The following is a 15130-nucleotide window of genomic DNA, read 5'->3' as shown; positions in this document are numbered from 1 at the left end:
AGGGATATTCCGCCGGGGCTATATATTTCGCTCCGCGGGTTTGGCATGATGGTTGGTAGGCACTCAGGGCGTATTGCAGAGCCGCAGTGCCGTCAGGGAGGGGAAGACTGATGCTTGACTGGCTGGTTCAGAACACCTGGATACTATGGCTCGTGCTTGTGCTCGGCCTGGCCGCGGTTGAGACGCTGACTCTCGACCTGTTCTTCCTCATGCTGGCAACGGGAGCCCTTGCCGGACTGGTGGGAGCGCTGGCAGGAGCAAGCTTCTTCATCCAGGTCGTGCTCTTTTGCGTCGTCTCCCTCCTGATGGTGCTGCTCGTTCGGCCGGTGGCCCTCCGGCACCTCAAGAGCGGCTCAGCCGAGCAGCTCAGTAATATCGACCGACTGATCGGTGAGCAAGCCCTCGCCTTGGAACCGGTGACCGGGGTGACCGGCACAGTCAAGATCGGCGGTGACACCTGGACCGCGCGGACCTCCGACGGCTCTTCGTTGCCCGCCGGGAGTCGCGCCACCGTCTCCCGGATCGATGGGGCAACTGCCGTCGTCGTCGGCACACAACAGGCGGAAAGCGGACCGATCATCCCGTCGTGAGACGGGACCTGCACCATTCACACAACAAGGGGAACCATGTTCACAGATTCAGGCGCAATCGGACTCACCATTGTTCTGATTGTTCTGATCGTTTTTGTCCTGATCATCCTGGTGAAATCCGTGCGGATCATTCCGCAGGCTCGCGCCGGTGTCGTCGAACGGCTCGGAAAATACCAGCGGACACTTCTGCCCGGGCTGACAATCCTGATTCCGTTTGTCGATCGACTGCTTCCGCTCCTCGACCTGCGCGAACAAGTCGTCTCGTTCCCTCCACAACCCGTCATCACCGAAGACAACCTCGTCGTATCCATCGACACAGTGGTCTACTTCCAGGTGACGGACGCGCGGGCTGCAACCTATGAGATCGCCAATTACATTCAGGCTGTCGAACAACTGACCACCACCACGCTCAGGAATGTCGTCGGCGGGCTGAATCTTGAGGAAGCGCTGACCTCACGGGACCAGATCAACGGTCAACTCCGGGGAGTTCTTGATGAAGCCACCGGACGGTGGGGTATCCGAGTCTCTCGCGTGGAACTGAAGGCGATCGATCCCCCGCACTCCATCCAGGACTCGATGGAGAAGCAGATGCGTGCAGAACGCGATCGCCGTGCTGCCATCCTTACTGCCGAAGGCACCAAGCAGTCACAGATCCTCACAGCAGAGGGCCAACGGCAGGCCGCAATCCTGGCTGCAGAAGGTGATGCAAAGGCTGCCATTCTGAGGGCTGACGGTGAGTCGCAAGCCATTCAGAAAGTCTTCGACGCCATCCACAAGGGCAACCCGACCCAGAAACTGCTCGCTTACCAATACCTGCAGACACTTCCGAAGCTCGCTCAGGGCAATTCAAACAAGTTGTGGATCATCCCGAGCGAAGTAGGGGAAGCACTCAAGGGAATTGGAAATGTACTGGGCGCGCAGGAGCGCGGTGAAATGGAGGACTCCGGGTCTTCCCTTCCTGCAGAGGACAACTCCCGCTCCTGAGGCTCCTCCGCTGAGATCATGCCGTTCGCTGGCTGGCCGATCGAATTGGGCTATTCCAGAAGCGTCGGTATAGTGGAGTGTTTGCCGAAGGAGAGTGCCGCCGGGAACAGACGGCGGTTGAGTGACGTTATACCTGTGGTAACACGGCGTCGAAGTCGTTGTGCTGTGCTCCCGAAGGGAGTGCGGCAGAGGCATCTGGGAGTCCAGGATGCCATACGTAGTTTAGGGAGAAAAGATGAGCGACCGTAGCCTGCGGGGTATGCGCCTTGGCGCCCAGAGCATGGAGACTGAGTCCGGCGTTGAGCCGGCACCCCGCCAGCGTGTTGAGTACCGTTGCGAGGACGGCGAACGTGTCTTCGTGACCTTCGCCGCTGAAGCGGAAATTCCTCCGGTATGGGTTTCCAAGACCGGCAAGGAAGCGCTGCTGGTGGATGGTGAGCGTCCCGACACCTCCGGAGACAAGCCCGTTCGTACCCACTGGGACATGCTTCTGGAGCGCCGTTCCATGGAGGAGCTGGAGCAGATTCTCGAGGATCGCCTGAACATCCTTCGGGAGCGCCGCGGGGAGCGCCGCTCCGCCTGATTCGTCGGTACCTGAGAAGCCCGGGAACTTCACCAAGTTCCCGGGCTTCTCTTGTATTCCAAAAGGCCTGCTTCTGCTGCGCTGGATGTTGGGCGCGGGACTGCCTCCCGGTGGCTACGGTCTGTCGGATAGGTGCCCGGCCAGAACCGACCACCGCGCTGCAATGCCCCAGCGGGTGACGTTGGCAATGGCCTCAAAGACGATATTGCCGCTCATCTTGGAGTCTCCGTACTCTCGTTCCACGAACGTGATGGGCACCTCAACAATGCGGAGCCCACATTTGGCTACCCTGAACGTCATGTCCACCTGGAACCCATAGCCGACAGAATCCACCGTAGCCAGATCGATGCTTTCGAGGGTCTCTCTGCGGAAAGCCCGGTAACCGGCTGTGATGTCGCGGACCGTCAGCCCCAGCATGGTACGTGAGTAGAGGCTGCCTGCCCTGGATAGCAGCTTGCGGTGGAGCGGCCAGTTGACAACCGATCCGCCAGGAACCCAACGGGACCCGATGACCAGGTGGGCGCGCGCAACAGCATCAATCAACGCAGGTAGTTGTTCCGGTTGGTGGGAACCGTCAGCGTCCATCTCGACGAGGACGTCATAGCCGCGCTCGAGCGCCCAGCGGAAGCCGGCGATGTAGGCAGCCCCCAACCCATCTTTGCCGTGCCGGTGCAGGACATGCACTGCGGGGTCCTTGGCGGCGATCCTGTCCGCGACTGCTCCTGTGCCGTCCGGGCTGTTGTCATCCACTACCAGGACGTCCGAATCCGGAACTGCGGCTCGTAGCCGGTCAAGAGTCAGCGGAAGGGACTGGCGCTCGTTGTAGGTAGGAATAATGGTGACAACGCGCACTCATGAACCTTTCGATGGGCCTGTGCGCAGGGCGCAACAGCCGAAGAATCCGGACCGGCTTCCCAGTATAGGCCGATGCGCGGAGCGCATCCTCGACATGTGGCTACGGGGAAATGGTGGTTACGGGTAGGTTCACACGCCTTCGGGCCAGCAGTGATCAATTGATCGGCGCTGTTTTCTACTGACGTGCAAACCTACCCGTTGTGATTACCAAGCCTTCCACCACGAAGAAAATCCGCGACGTTCGCGTCTTTCGTCCCCTTCGGCGTCCACGGTGTGCGGTGGCTCGGTCAGGTCTGTCCGGAATGCCGGATCTCAACCCGTAGATCTAAAAGCTTACGGCCTGTAGTGAGAGTGTCAACAGCGCTCTGACCTGCTAATTTATATGTTTCTGCAGGTCAGCGTCACGCCCGGTGAGATCGCCGGTTTGGCATTTGTCGGTCTTCACCGTGCGTCCAGCCCGCCGCGAGTGAAGAGCTGACGACCGTGATGCACGGTCTCAAGGCAACGAGGCTCACTGCCGGTATCCAGCGCGGGAAGCAAGGGCGTCCCTGCCCTCGGGTCAGTGCTCCAGGACTGTACTCTGCTGTCCGGTGTCTGGACCATGAGTTCGTCCACCTCCCATACCGCGTAGGAAGCCGGAGCCCCGGGGACCAGTTGGCCCAGCAGGGGGTTTTCGGCACCCACCGCGCGCCATCCTGCGCGCGTGTGAGCGATGAAAGCCGCACGCGCCGAAATTCTCTCCTCTGGGCTGGCGTGGGTCATGCATGCCCGGACAGATTGCCACGGTGACATTCTGGTGACCGGTGAATCTGAACCGAGGCACACAGGCACGCCCTGACTCAACAGACTCCCGACCCGATTCATCGGCACATAGCGGTCACGGCCGAGACGCTGTTCGTACAGGCCTCCCGGAGCTCCCCACAGAGCGTCAAAACCGGATTGGGCGCTGACAATAGCGCCGAAATGGACGAGGCTGCGGATGGACTCGTCATCGGCCATCTCGACGTGCTCAAGTCGATGCCGTACGGCTCGCACCTTCTCGATTCCGTGGACCGCAGCGGCCTTCTCAAGCCCGGCGATCACCGTATCGAGTCCCTCGTCGCCGATGACATGGAAACCGGCCTGCCTGCCGGCAGCGGTGGCCGCACCGAGGTGGGAAGCGACGTCGTCGGCGTGCATGAAGGCGGTTCCGCTGGAGTGCGGCGCGTCAGCGTAGGGGACGCGCATGCGCGCCGTATGGGAACCGATCGAGCCGTCCACGTTGAGGTCCCCGCCCAGGCCCAGTACCCGACCATCGAAACCAGCGAGCACTGAGCGGAGCTCCTCTTCGGAAGTCACTGCCTGCCCCCAATAGGCAAGAACCTCAGGATGCGCTCCGTCAAGGGATAGCAGCGAAAGGACGTCCTCCCGCGGGGCTATGTGGGGCGCAGCCATCTCGACGACCGTAACGATCCCGTTGGCGGCCGCATTATCCAGCGCGGTTCGCTGTAGGGTTGTCCGCTCAGCTGCGCCGGGGCTGCGGACGGCGGTCCGTGCGGCGAGGTGCGCCTCCCGCACAACAAACCCGTTGTCCCATCCCGAATGTGTGTGGAGGGCAAGCCGCTGTGCCAGGGACGCGGATACGACGGCGGAATGAACGTCAGCCCGGACAAGGTAAACGTCTCTGCCTCCGGAGGCGTTGTCGAGTTCTGCCGCTGTAGGCGGACGTCGCTCGGACCACCTCGATTCATCCCAGCCGTTTCCCATGATGGTTCCCGGGATACTTGCGGCAGCGCCGGCAACGAGCTCCAGCAGCTCACCCAGGCTGTTGACCTCCGTGAGGTCAAGGGAGGTCAGCGCCAGACCGGTCTCGGTGGTGTGGAAGTGTGAATCGACGAAGCCGGGGGCTATGAGCGCTCCCTGCAGGTCAATTATCACCATGCTGCTGTCCGCCAGTGACGCCGCCGCATGTTCAGACCCGACCCAGGCCACCGTATCGCCGGTAACCAGCATCGCAGTTGCGAACGGATCGGCTGCGCTATAGACGGAACCGTTGCGGTAAAGAATGGGCTTTCGATCATTTACAGACACGGGCGTGCAACTTTCAGTGAGATGAGCCGGCAGGCTATTCGGTAACGGCGGAGTAGGCGACGACGCCGCGGCGGATCAGGTCGATCGAACTGATGCATAGGCGGCGGAAACCGGGGGGCAGATCCGGTACTTTGGCCAATTGGTCGATGAGGTCGATGATCTGCTTGGTCCACCGGACGAAGTCCCCGGCCGCGAGATCGGTACCCTGCAGGGCGCTTTGGAGCCCCTTTCCTCGCGCCCACTTGTAGATCGGCCACACCAGGCCGAAGTCAGGTTCACTCGTGACCGACAGACGGTACTGCTCCTCCATATCCGTCAGGCGTGACCACTGGCGGATAACGACGTCGATCGACGTCTCAAGGGAGACTGACGGCATCCGTGGACGAAGTCCGCGTTCCTCCCGTTTAGCCTGGTAGACGAGCGCCGACGCAAACGCAGCGAGCTCCGCCGCATCGAGGTCGTCGAATCCGCCGTGCTCCAGGGACAGCGCGATCAGCAAATCCTTTTCGCCATAGATGCGGCGCAGCTTCTGACCTGCAGGTGTGGTGGACAGGCCCTGATCGGCGTCTTCCTGAAGGTAGCCATACTCAAGCAGTACTTCGGAAACCCGGTCGAACGTTTTCGCGATGGTGTTTGTGCGGCCCTGGATCTGTTGGACCAGGCGGTCTGTCTCCCGGCGCAGCTTCCACCATCGTTCGGCCCACCGGGCGTGGTTCTCGCGGTCGCTGCAGCCATGGCAGGGATGCGCCCTGAGCCGGCGGCGGAGCTCAGCAATCGCCTTTTCCTGACGCTCGGTACCGGTCGCTGGGAACTCAACCGGCGCTCTGGTGGCGGGCGGGCGCCGGTCGTTCAGGGAGTTCCTGAGAGAGGCAGCGAGGTCCCGGCGGTCCTTCGGCTTTCGCGCGTCGAACTGTTTCGGAACCCTGATCCGCGAAAGAACCGCCACCGGCCCGTCGAGGTCCTGTACCGACAGCCGGCGAACGTGTTTTTCCATGGTGAGAACGGTAGGGCGGGGATCCCGCGTTGCGTCAGCAGACAGCACGACCGCATAGCCCGCGATCCGACCGGCAGGAATATCGACGACGTCGCCTGGGCGCAGTCCTTCAAGAGAGGCGGCAGCGGCGCTTCGCCGGTTCCGGCTGCCCGCCCTGGATGCGGCAGCCTCGAGATCGGACAGTTCCCGGCGGATCGAGGAGTACTCGGAGAAGTCACCGAGGTGGCACGTCATCGCCTCCGCGTAGCCCTTGAGGGATTCCTCGCGTGTGCGGACCTGACGAGCCAGGCCCACCACCGAGCGGTCAGCCTGAAACTGGGCGAACGAGGTCTCAAGAATCTCCCGCGTCCGGTACTGTCCGAACTGCGAGACGAGGTTGATGCTCATATTGTAGGTTGGCCGGAAGCTGGAGTTCAGCGGGTAGGTCCGGCGCGAGGCGAGACCGGCGACCGCCCCGGGATCTGTCCCCGACTGCCAGAGCACGACGGCGTGACCCTCCACGTCGATTCCCCGACGGCCAGCCCGGCCGGTAAGCTGCGTGTACTCTCCCGCCGTGATGTTCACGTGGGCTTCCCCGTTGAACTTGTCGAGTTTCTCGAGCACCACCGACCTGGCCGGCATATTCACTCCGAGAGCCAGGGTCTCGGTAGCGAAAACGGCTTTGACCAGTCCCTCTTCGAAAAGCTTCTCCACTACTTCCTTGAAGGTAGGCAGCATCCCCGCGTGATGCGCGGCAAACCCACGGATCAGCCCTTCACGCCAGGACCAGAACCCAAGTATCTCCAGATCCTCCTCCGGGATGTCGAGGGTTGCTTCCTCGACCCGCTCACTGATGACGCCGCGCTCGTATTCCGTGGTGAGCCATAGCCCGGCATCGAGGCACTGTGTAACTGCTCCCTCGCAGCCATTGCGCGAGAAAATGAAGGTGATCGCAGGCAGAAGACCTTCCCTGTCGAGGGCAGAAATCACCTGGGGGCGGCTTGCCCGTCGCACAGCAGCCTGTGGCTGCTGGTAACGGTTCGTGTTGCCCCGCCCTCGCTTGGAGCCTCCCGCCCCCCAGCGGGCCCTTTGATTCAATCGGGTTTCGGTGGTGGCCAGATTTAGCAGCTCCGGATTCACGGCGAATTTTTCCTCCGCGCCGGTTGAGGATCCCTCGGCCGCTGCCTCGTCGAAGGCGACCTCCCCTGCGAAGAGGTCGAGCAGATCATGACCGACCATCACGTGCTGCCAGAGCGGTACGGGCCGGTGCTCGGACACCACCACATCGGTGTCTCCCCGCACGGTATCCAACCAGGCCCCGAATTCCTCCGCGTTGGACACCGTTGCACTCAGGGAAACAACCTTGACCTCGGTTGGCAGGTGGATGATCACCTCTTCCCACACAGCGCCACGGAACCGGTCAGCCAGGTAGTGCACCTCATCCATGACGACATATCCGAGGCCGGCAAGGGTATCCGAGTCCGCATACAGCATGTTGCGAAGAACTTCGGTAGTCATCACGACGACGGGGGCTTCAGAGTTGATACTCGTGTCACCGGTGAGCAGGCCTACGCGGTCTGCTCCATGGACCGCGGCAAGCTCCGCGTACTTCTGATTGCTGAGCGCTTTGATGGGGGTGGTGTAGAACGCCTTGAGGTGGTCCTTGAGCGCCATGTAGATGGCGAATTCCCCGACTACTGTCTTTCCTGCGCCTGTGGGCGCGGCTACGAGGACTCCCCTGCCCGCTTCAAGTGACGTGCACGATTCGCGTTGGAACTCATCGAGCTCAAAACCGAGGGTCTGTTCAAACTGGTGAAGCCGGGTTTTCTCGTACCGGTTGCGTGCCTGCGCTGCCTGGTACCGCTCGGCTGGGGAGGTCATGGTTCAAGCCTAAGCTCTGCAGGGTCGCGGCTCCTGCAATTGAGCCGGGCTCAGAGCCCGTCGATCCTTGAGGCGCTATCCGCATTGGCCTCAATGTCAGCGTCCCTCGCAGCGTTTCGTTTATCACGGCGTTTGTCATTAACCAGGCAGAGCGCGACTGCCACGAAAAACAGCAGCAGCAACGGTACCGCCAGGTAGAACATGCTCATGGCATCTCCGCCTGGTGCCGCCATCGCCGCGAACAGGCAGATAAGGAACACGGTGACGCGCCAGGATTTCAACACTTGCTTGCCTTTGATGACACCCACGAGGTTGAGTCCGAAGAGCACCACGGGCAGGAGGAAGGCAATACCGAAAGCGAGCATCAGCCGCAGGAGGAAGGTTATGTACACAGGAACCGAAATGAGGTTCGCGAAACCTTCCGGTGTGAAGTCTGTCAGTACCCGCACCGCACCCGGCAGGATCAGCCAGGCCAGGGAAAGGCCTCCGATGAACAGTGGAACGGCAACGGCGATGAAACCGAGCGCGACGCGCCGCTCCTTGACGCGCAGACCCGGCGTGATGAATGCCCACAGCTGGTAGAGCCAGACGGGGCTGGCGATCACGAGACCGAGGAAGACCGAGATCTGAATCATCAGGTCAAAAGGGGACCCGACGCCGTCGAAATTCAGCGCCGCATTTCTTCCGTCAATCTCATTGATGTTCCGTACCGGCTCAGCGAGGGCTTCGAGCACCGGGTTGTAAATGAAGAATCCGACGACGGTCCCCACGACGAGCGCGATGGCGGACTTGAAAAGCCGGTTGCGCGCCTCGATCAGATGTTCTTTGAGCGCCATCCTCCCCTCGGGGTTCGATTTGCGCCCTTTTACCCTCGGCATCCTGCTCAGCTGGTTGAAGACGAGCTGCCCGGTCCCGAGGAGCGGGTGGAGCCGTGCTGGGGATCGGTGCTCCGCGGCGCTTCATCGCGGCGGGGCTGATCCATTACCCGTCCTTCTACCGGCGCGGAATCATCAGGGTCGGTGGAACCGTTTTCTTCCTTCATCTGCCGGACTTCCGACTTGAAGATACGGAGCGACTGGCCGACGCTGCGCGCCAGACCGGGGAGTTTGGGCGCGCCAAACAGCAGGATCGCGATAACGATGATGATAAGGATGTGCCAACCCTGGATCTGCATGACGAATGTCCTCTCGGTGAGTCTGAATTCAAGTCTAGGTCATAGGTGCGGTAAGTCACGCAGGAGCTGAGGCTGCCCGTGAAGTGAGCGCCGCCGTACTCTTCGCTCCAACCGCTGCCACTTGCGGGTCCTGGAGGCAACAGCATTCTGGGTGCGGACCACAGCAGGAGCTGCAAAAACGGCGAGGGGCCCCCGCCGCTCCTCAGCAGTCCGCTCGGCAGTGCCGAAATCAGGCGCCAGGAGCTCCGAGGCTCGCCCTGCTTCCTCCATGAGCGCGGTGAACCCGCGGAAGAGGCGCCAAGCGAGGAAACCCAGAAAGAGAAGCGACAGCGCGGCTAGCGCGAGCCACAGAAGAATCCACGTCCACCATTCCATAGGGTCAAGTCTAGGTGGCGGTGCGCGGTGCTCGAACGGCCAGCGCTGCGTCAATGAAGCTGAGGGCATGTTCCCGCTCCGTTTGCGGGGATGCCACGCTGCACTCACCTCCAAGGCTCGCCACCAGACCGGGTAGCCAGGCGGTGGTGCCGACACTGATTTCCGCGACAAGCCTCCCATCGTCAGTCTTCGCTGTTCGCTCAGCCGCATAGGATTGCGCGATCCACTGCGCGCTTGGGCCCAGGATAAGCACAACCTTATGATCTGCGACTGACCGGTCGAAGATCACGGATGGAGTCTCCGCCTTCTGTGTGCTCGGCAGTTCGGTCAGTTCCACCCGCTGGATGCGGTCAAGCCGAAAGTTGCGACGGCCGCCGGCGCTGTGACACCAGGCATCCAGGTACCAGGCATCCTCGTGGAGGAACGCGCTGAGAGGCTCCACGAACCTCTCGGTCACCTCGTCACGGGCAGGTACGACGTAGCGCAGGTGCAACTGTCTCCGCTGCTCGATTCCGGCACGCACCGCGGCAAGGACAGGAGCAACCTCGTCTTCCGTGATCCTCGTGGCGATCGAGTCATTCATGCGCCCTGCCTCCCCTGCACCCGCGCGGAGCTTTTCCCGTGCCGAGCGGACCGCTGAGTGATCGGGCAGGCCAGGGAGGTTGATCAGGGTATCCAGTCCCACCAGGAGTGCGCAGACTTCATCAAGGCCGAAGCGGATGGGATCGCCCAGCGACTGGGGGTCGCTGATATAAATTCGGCCGTCCTCGAGCTGGATGTCTATCAGGCCGTCCGGGTAGAAGCGCGGACCGCTCACGAAGAGCAACTCCACATCCCTGATCAGCTGAGCCGGGGTGATGCTGAAGGCGCGGGCCGCTTCGGCCACCTCCACTCCTGGGTTGTTGAGCAGATAGGGCACCAGGTCGAGCAGCCGTAACACCCGGTCCTCGGTGGAAGCGGTTGGCCGGGAGGCAGGTTGTGCCGTGAAGTTTCCTTCCAGAGAGAACGACGGCGGCGTGTCCCGCAGCGCACGCGCCGCACCGGTCAGCAGGCGTCGTACTTCCGCAACCAGCGGTTCCGGGGAGAGCGCTTCAGCGTTCGCTCCGAAGGACGCGATCACACCTGCCGCTGTTGCTTCATCTGAGTAAGGAAATGTCAGGATGTCCCACCCATCACCGTGCAGGGTTGAGCGTGCGCCGGGCCGCGCCCGGAGGAGATGGCAGGTTCCCGTCCGGATTGCGACGGTCGCCCGTCGGCCAGGATTCTCGGCCTTGAGTGTTGCGAGCGAAGCGGACATGGAAAAGCCGGCCGGAACGCTGTAAGTACCGCCCAGTGTTGCGGGGGGCGTGGTCATGCGGGTAAGGCGGAACCAGCGCTCTGCCTCCCGGTCGAGATCAAAGCCAACCAGATACCAGTGTCCGAACCGGCTCCCCATTCCCCACGGCTGCACCCTGCGCTCCCGCTCCTCCCCGGTACTTGCCGCCCTGTACCCGAACAGAATCACTCGGCGTCCTGTGGTGGCTTGCCAAAGCGCGTCCCAGAACGGTTCGTTCGTTTGGATACGGGCATTGATCGGAGACGGAGAGACCGTCTCCGTGCCTACTCCCCTGCCCTGCAACTTTCGTAGCGCGCGTGATGCCGCCGCACCCAGCGAGGCTTCCTCCCACATACCCGCCGCGATGGTGAGGGCCGCGGACTCAGCGGCAGTGAAACTCATCCCTGGGAGGCGGTAATCTTCAGCGTTGATCCGATAGCGGATGGACGCATTGTCATTGTCGAACAGAGGATTTTCAGTGAATGCCTCAAGCGGGATGCCCTGTTCCCTCAGCGTGGCTTTGTCCCGGTCGAAGAGCTTCTCCCGGGCAGCGGGCGTGGGCGCCTGTTCATACTGTTCGATCTCACGGAACAGGTCCTCCTTGGTCCATCCCTGACGGGTGGATAGGAGCATCATCACCAAGGTGAGCAGGCGCTCCGTTCGTTTCGCTGACACGGTGGCAAGAATACCTTCCCGAAGAGGTTCAACGACGAAGGGCGGGCAGCCACACCATTCGGTGTTGCTGCCCGCCCGCGTTTCGGTCCGTTACCGGACGCCCATCAGGTCCACGATGAAGATCAGTGACTCTCCGGGTGCAATGGCTGAGCCTGCGCCGCTATCGCCGTACGCGAGATGCGGCGGGATCTCCAGCCGGCGCCGTCCGCCGACCTTCATGCCCGCAATACCCTGGTCCCAACCCTGGATGACCTGACCCACTCCGATACGGAAGTCCAACGGCGTACCGCGGTTCCAGGAGGAGTCGAACTCCTCCCCGGTGGAGAATGCGACGCCGACGTAGTGCGCGGAGACGGTATCCCCCACTTCCGCTTCACGGCCTGTTCCTTCGATCAGGTCCTTGATGATGAGGTCCGCCGGAAGGTCCTCGCCGGGGAAATCGACCTCTGGCTTGGTGCGGTCATATTCACGCTGTCCGAAAGACATAGAAACTCCTCTTACTCTGCGGATACTTTTTCGACTATTTCGACATAGAAAGCGAGCGGTCCGGCCGGTCCCTGCGCCGGCTGATCACCGTACGCCATGTCGGACGGAATCACGAGCAGGACCTTGGCGCCGACCTTCAGGCCGGACAGTCCCTGGGTCCACCCGGGAATGACACCGCTGAGCGGGAACTCGGAGGGTTCACCGCGCTCGAAGCTGGAATCGAACTGCTCGCCCTGCCAGGACCATCCGGTGTAATTGGCTGCGATAGTGTCCGCTTCCGTAACCTCTTCGCCGGTTCCCTCTTCGATGACCTTGACGACGAGGTCTGCTGGGGCTTCGTTGTCCGGGAATTCGATCGAGGGAACACCCTCGTCGTTAAGCGTCACAGTAGGCAGCTGTCCGGCTTCCTCAAGCTCGGCAACTTCCTCAGAGGAGAGCTTCTGAGGAGGGTTCTCGGCACTGATTACCTGCAGCATCAAGAGCACATCCTGGGACTGGGGCACTTCTTCTTCCGCAGGTATTGCAAAGGCTACGTGGGAGCCCACCTTGGATCCAAGGAGGACTTCATATAGCGGCTGATAGACTTCCTGAAGCTCTTCATCCAGCGGTAGGGTCTGGGGCGCCCCGGCCTCATACGAGTTCTGAAGCGGGCTCCCGTCCTCAGGGTTGAGAGACAGAACATGGACGCTCACGTTCTGGCCCGCCTCGAGGGCCGCGCCGTCCCCCTCGGTCATGACGCGAGCACCTTGTTCCGTGATGTCAAGCGGAGCGTCAAACTCAACTTCCGGAGCGGTGTCCGGTCCGGCGTCGGTGACCTCTACCGATTCAAGGGTCTCAACTGCCCCGGCGGACTTGCCGTCCTGGTCGAACTCCGCGGGTGTGCTTGCTCCGCCGCATGCCGTCAGGAACAACATCGTGGGCAGCAGGAATGCTAATACTTTGCGCACAGTATTTCTTTCACGTGGGATGGAGAACGCGGTTCCGCGATCCTGCCGGCCGTCCTCTCGGCACCGGACTTACCTACCCTAACGGGTTGGGTGGAAAAGTTTCTCCCGTTCCGGTGAGCGGGACAGGGCCTAGAGATGCTCCAGAAGAGCATTCACGCGCTCGTCTTCTGCGGCGAACGGGTCCTTGCAGAGGATGGTCTGCTGTGCCCGGTCATTGAGCTTCAGGTGCACCCAGTCGACGGTGAAATCGCGGTTGGCTTCCTTCGCGCGGCGCACGAACTCGCCCCGCAGCCGAGCCCGGGTGGTTTGGGGCGGAATATCGACCGCGGCCTTGATGTCGACGTCGTCCACTACGCGCTCAGTCTCCCCGCGGGCCTGCAACATGAAAAATAGGCCCCGCGACCGCGAGATGTCGTGATAGGTGAGGTCGAGCTGGGCGATCCGTGCTGAATCAAGGTCGAGGTTGTTTCGTTCCATGTAGCGATCCACGAGCTTCTTCTTGATCGCCCAGTCGATCTCGCGATCGACCAGCGTGTGGTCGCCGGTTTCAACGGCGTTCAAGGTCCGCTCCCACAGTTCCAGAACCCGTGGAAGGTGCGGAGTATGCGCTCCCTCAGCGGCGACGAAGGCGCGTGCACGATTCAGATACTCCCGCTGGATGTCCAGTGCTGATACACGACGCCCATTGGCCAGCTTCAACGGCTGCTTGCCAGTGAGGTCGTGTGAGATCTCCCGGATGCTCCGAATGGGATTCTCCAGGCGGAAGTCCCGCATGATGACACCGGCTTCAATCATGCGCAGGATCAGATCGACGGACGCGATTTTTAGTAGGGTGGTTGTTTCCGACATGTTCGAATCACCCGCGATGACATGGAGGCGCCGGTAATATTCGGCGTCGGCATGCGGCTCGTCCCGGGTATTGATGATCGGCCTCGAGCGGGTAGTCGCTGAAGACACACCTTCCCAGATGTGATCGGCGCGCTGTGAAAAAGCGTACAGCGACCCTGACTGCGTCTTCAGAACTTTGCCTGCTCCGACGAGGAGTTGGCGGGTAACGAGGAACGGGATCAGGATGTCGGACAGACGGGAAAATTCCAGCTTGCGCGGTATGAGGTAGTTCTCATGGGATCCGTAGGAGTTGCCGGCGGAATCGGTGTTGTTCTTGAAAAGGTAGACCCGGCCGTCGTAACCCTCCTGGCTGAGCTTGCGCTGAGCCTCGGCAATCAGGTCTTCGAGGATGAGTTCGCCGGCGCGATCATGCGCGATGAGCTGCGCGACGTCGTCGCACTCGGCGGTTGCATATTCAGGGTGCGAGCCCACGTCCAGGTAAAGACGTGACCCATTGGTCAGGAAAACGTTCGAGGACCGGCCCCAGCTCACTACCTTGCGGAAGAGGTAGCGAGCCACTTCCTCCGGCGAGAGCGGCCGGGAGTTGGGACCGGAGTAGGCAATGCCGAACTCTGTCTCAATTCCGTAGATCCGGCGGTCCATTACAGTGACGCCCCGTCCGGGGTCAGCATGACATCGAGCTCGTGGGAGCTAATACGGCGGAAGGCACGGACGCTGCCGCGCGTTGTCAGTGGATTGCGGTCCAGAACCGCCACCTCGAGGGTTTTCGAACCGGGATGCTCCCTAGGCTGGGAGTTTGGCCCGCCGTCATAGCGAAGGGAGTCAACTGCTGCACGAATGCCTTCACCGAAATTCTGGTCAGCGTTCCAGCGGTCCTTGAGGGCTTCGACGACGGCGTCAGCCTGACCTCCCATCACAATGAAGCCGGTTTCATCGGCAATGGAACCGTCGAAGGTCAACCGATAGATGTGGTCCTGCGCACTGGACGCGCCGACCTCCGCCACCGCAAGCTCCACCTCGAACGGCTTGCTTTCAGCGGTGAAGACCGCGCCGAGGCTTTGCGCGTAGACGCTCGCAAGGCCGCGAGCGGTCACGTCCTCGCGGTCATACGAATAGCCGCGCACGTCCGCATACCGCACGCCGGCCTGGCGAAGACTCTCGAACTCGTTGTACTTGCCCACGGCAGCAAACGCTATGCGGTCGTAGATCTCGCCAAGCTTGTGCAGCGAGGGTGAGGGATTTTCGGCGACCAGGGCGATGCCTTCCCTGCAGCTGAGAACAACGACGGACCGGCCGCGTGCAATGCCCTTACGCGCGAAATCGGCTCGGTCCTTCATGAGTTGTTCGGGGGAAACGTAGAACTGCTGAGTCAT

The 15130-nt window shown here is 61.7% G+C and carries 14 protein-coding genes; 3 read left to right on the top strand and 11 right to left on the bottom strand.

From position 1 onward, the window contains the following. Positions 1-110: 110 nt before the first annotated feature. The 3 genes from AC1MBU_RS10380 (at position 111) to AC1MBU_RS10370 (ending at position 2157) form a co-directional block, all read left to right on the top strand. Positions 111-590: an NfeD family protein gene (locus AC1MBU_RS10380; RefSeq protein WP_277357120.1), complete on the top strand. Its 480-nt coding sequence runs from the start codon at positions 111-113 to the stop codon at positions 588-590. 36 nt (positions 591-626) lie between these two features. After that, complete coding sequence (locus AC1MBU_RS10375) at positions 627-1574, top strand: SPFH domain-containing protein (protein ID WP_056549550.1); 948 nt, start codon at positions 627-629, stop codon at positions 1572-1574. A 235-nt stretch (positions 1575-1809) separates the two neighbouring features. Further along, positions 1810-2157, top strand: a complete 348-nt coding sequence (locus AC1MBU_RS10370) for an RNA polymerase-binding protein RbpA (RefSeq protein ID WP_056549551.1) — start codon at positions 1810-1812, stop codon at positions 2155-2157. Positions 2158-2271: 114 nt separating this feature from the next. Here the strand turns inward: AC1MBU_RS10370 and AC1MBU_RS10365 are convergent, their stop codons facing one another. The 11 genes from AC1MBU_RS10365 to prcA form a co-directional block, all read right to left on the bottom strand. Beyond that, positions 2272-3009 carry a polyprenol monophosphomannose synthase gene (locus AC1MBU_RS10365; protein ID WP_471671713.1) on the bottom strand — a complete coding sequence of 246 codons (738 nt, stop codon included), beginning with the start codon at positions 3007-3009 and terminating at the stop codon, positions 2272-2274. Positions 3010-3453: 444 nt separating this feature from the next. Next, on the bottom strand, positions 3454-5082 hold the full coding sequence (locus AC1MBU_RS10360; protein ID WP_479787167.1) for an amidohydrolase: 1629 nt from the start codon (positions 5080-5082) through the stop codon (positions 3454-3456). 34 nt (positions 5083-5116) lie between these two features. After that, positions 5117-7936 carry a DEAD/DEAH box helicase gene (locus tag AC1MBU_RS10355; RefSeq protein WP_479787166.1) on the bottom strand — a complete coding sequence of 940 codons (2820 nt, stop codon included), beginning with the start codon at positions 7934-7936 and terminating at the stop codon, positions 5117-5119. 50 nt (positions 7937-7986) lie between these two features. Next, positions 7987-8772, bottom strand: a complete 786-nt coding sequence (tatC, locus tag AC1MBU_RS10350) for a twin-arginine translocase subunit TatC (protein WP_235563322.1) — start codon at positions 8770-8772, stop codon at positions 7987-7989. Between the two features lie 47 nt (positions 8773-8819). Then, positions 8820-9110 (bottom strand): Sec-independent protein translocase subunit TatA, encoded by a 291-nt coding sequence (gene tatA, locus AC1MBU_RS10345; RefSeq protein ID WP_277357124.1) that lies wholly within the window; start codon positions 9108-9110, stop codon positions 8820-8822. A 39-nt stretch (positions 9111-9149) separates the two neighbouring features. Beyond that, entirely contained in the window at positions 9150-9485 is a 336-nt protein-coding gene (locus AC1MBU_RS10340) for a hypothetical protein (protein WP_479787163.1), read from the bottom strand. Positions 9486-9495: 10 nt separating this feature from the next. Further along, entirely contained in the window at positions 9496-11475 is a 1980-nt protein-coding gene (locus tag AC1MBU_RS10335; RefSeq protein ID WP_479787161.1) for a helix-turn-helix transcriptional regulator, read from the bottom strand. 90 nt (positions 11476-11565) lie between these two features. Next, the gene (locus AC1MBU_RS10330; protein WP_277357127.1) at positions 11566-11961 is read right to left on the bottom strand and encodes an FKBP-type peptidyl-prolyl cis-trans isomerase; all 396 of its coding nucleotides are present in this window, start codon (positions 11959-11961) and stop codon (positions 11566-11568) included. Positions 11962-11972: 11 nt separating this feature from the next. Then, positions 11973-12908, bottom strand: a complete 936-nt coding sequence (locus tag AC1MBU_RS10325; RefSeq protein WP_479787160.1) for an FKBP-type peptidyl-prolyl cis-trans isomerase — start codon at positions 12906-12908, stop codon at positions 11973-11975. A gap of 129 nt (positions 12909-13037) precedes the next feature. After that, positions 13038-14399: a Pup--protein ligase gene (pafA, locus tag AC1MBU_RS10320; protein ID WP_277357129.1), complete on the bottom strand. Its 1362-nt coding sequence runs from the start codon at positions 14397-14399 to the stop codon at positions 13038-13040. Continuing rightward, a complete protein-coding gene (gene prcA / locus AC1MBU_RS10315) occupies positions 14399-15130 on the bottom strand; it encodes a proteasome subunit alpha (RefSeq protein ID WP_277357130.1) in 732 nt (243 codons plus the stop codon). The genes pafA and prcA overlap by 1 nt, the downstream gene beginning before the upstream one ends.

The sequence above is a fragment of the Arthrobacter sp. PTI12 genome (genome assembly GCF_056679915.1).
The sequence above is the reverse complement of the archived record's forward strand: the minus strand, read 5'-3'. Positions and strand labels throughout refer to the sequence as shown.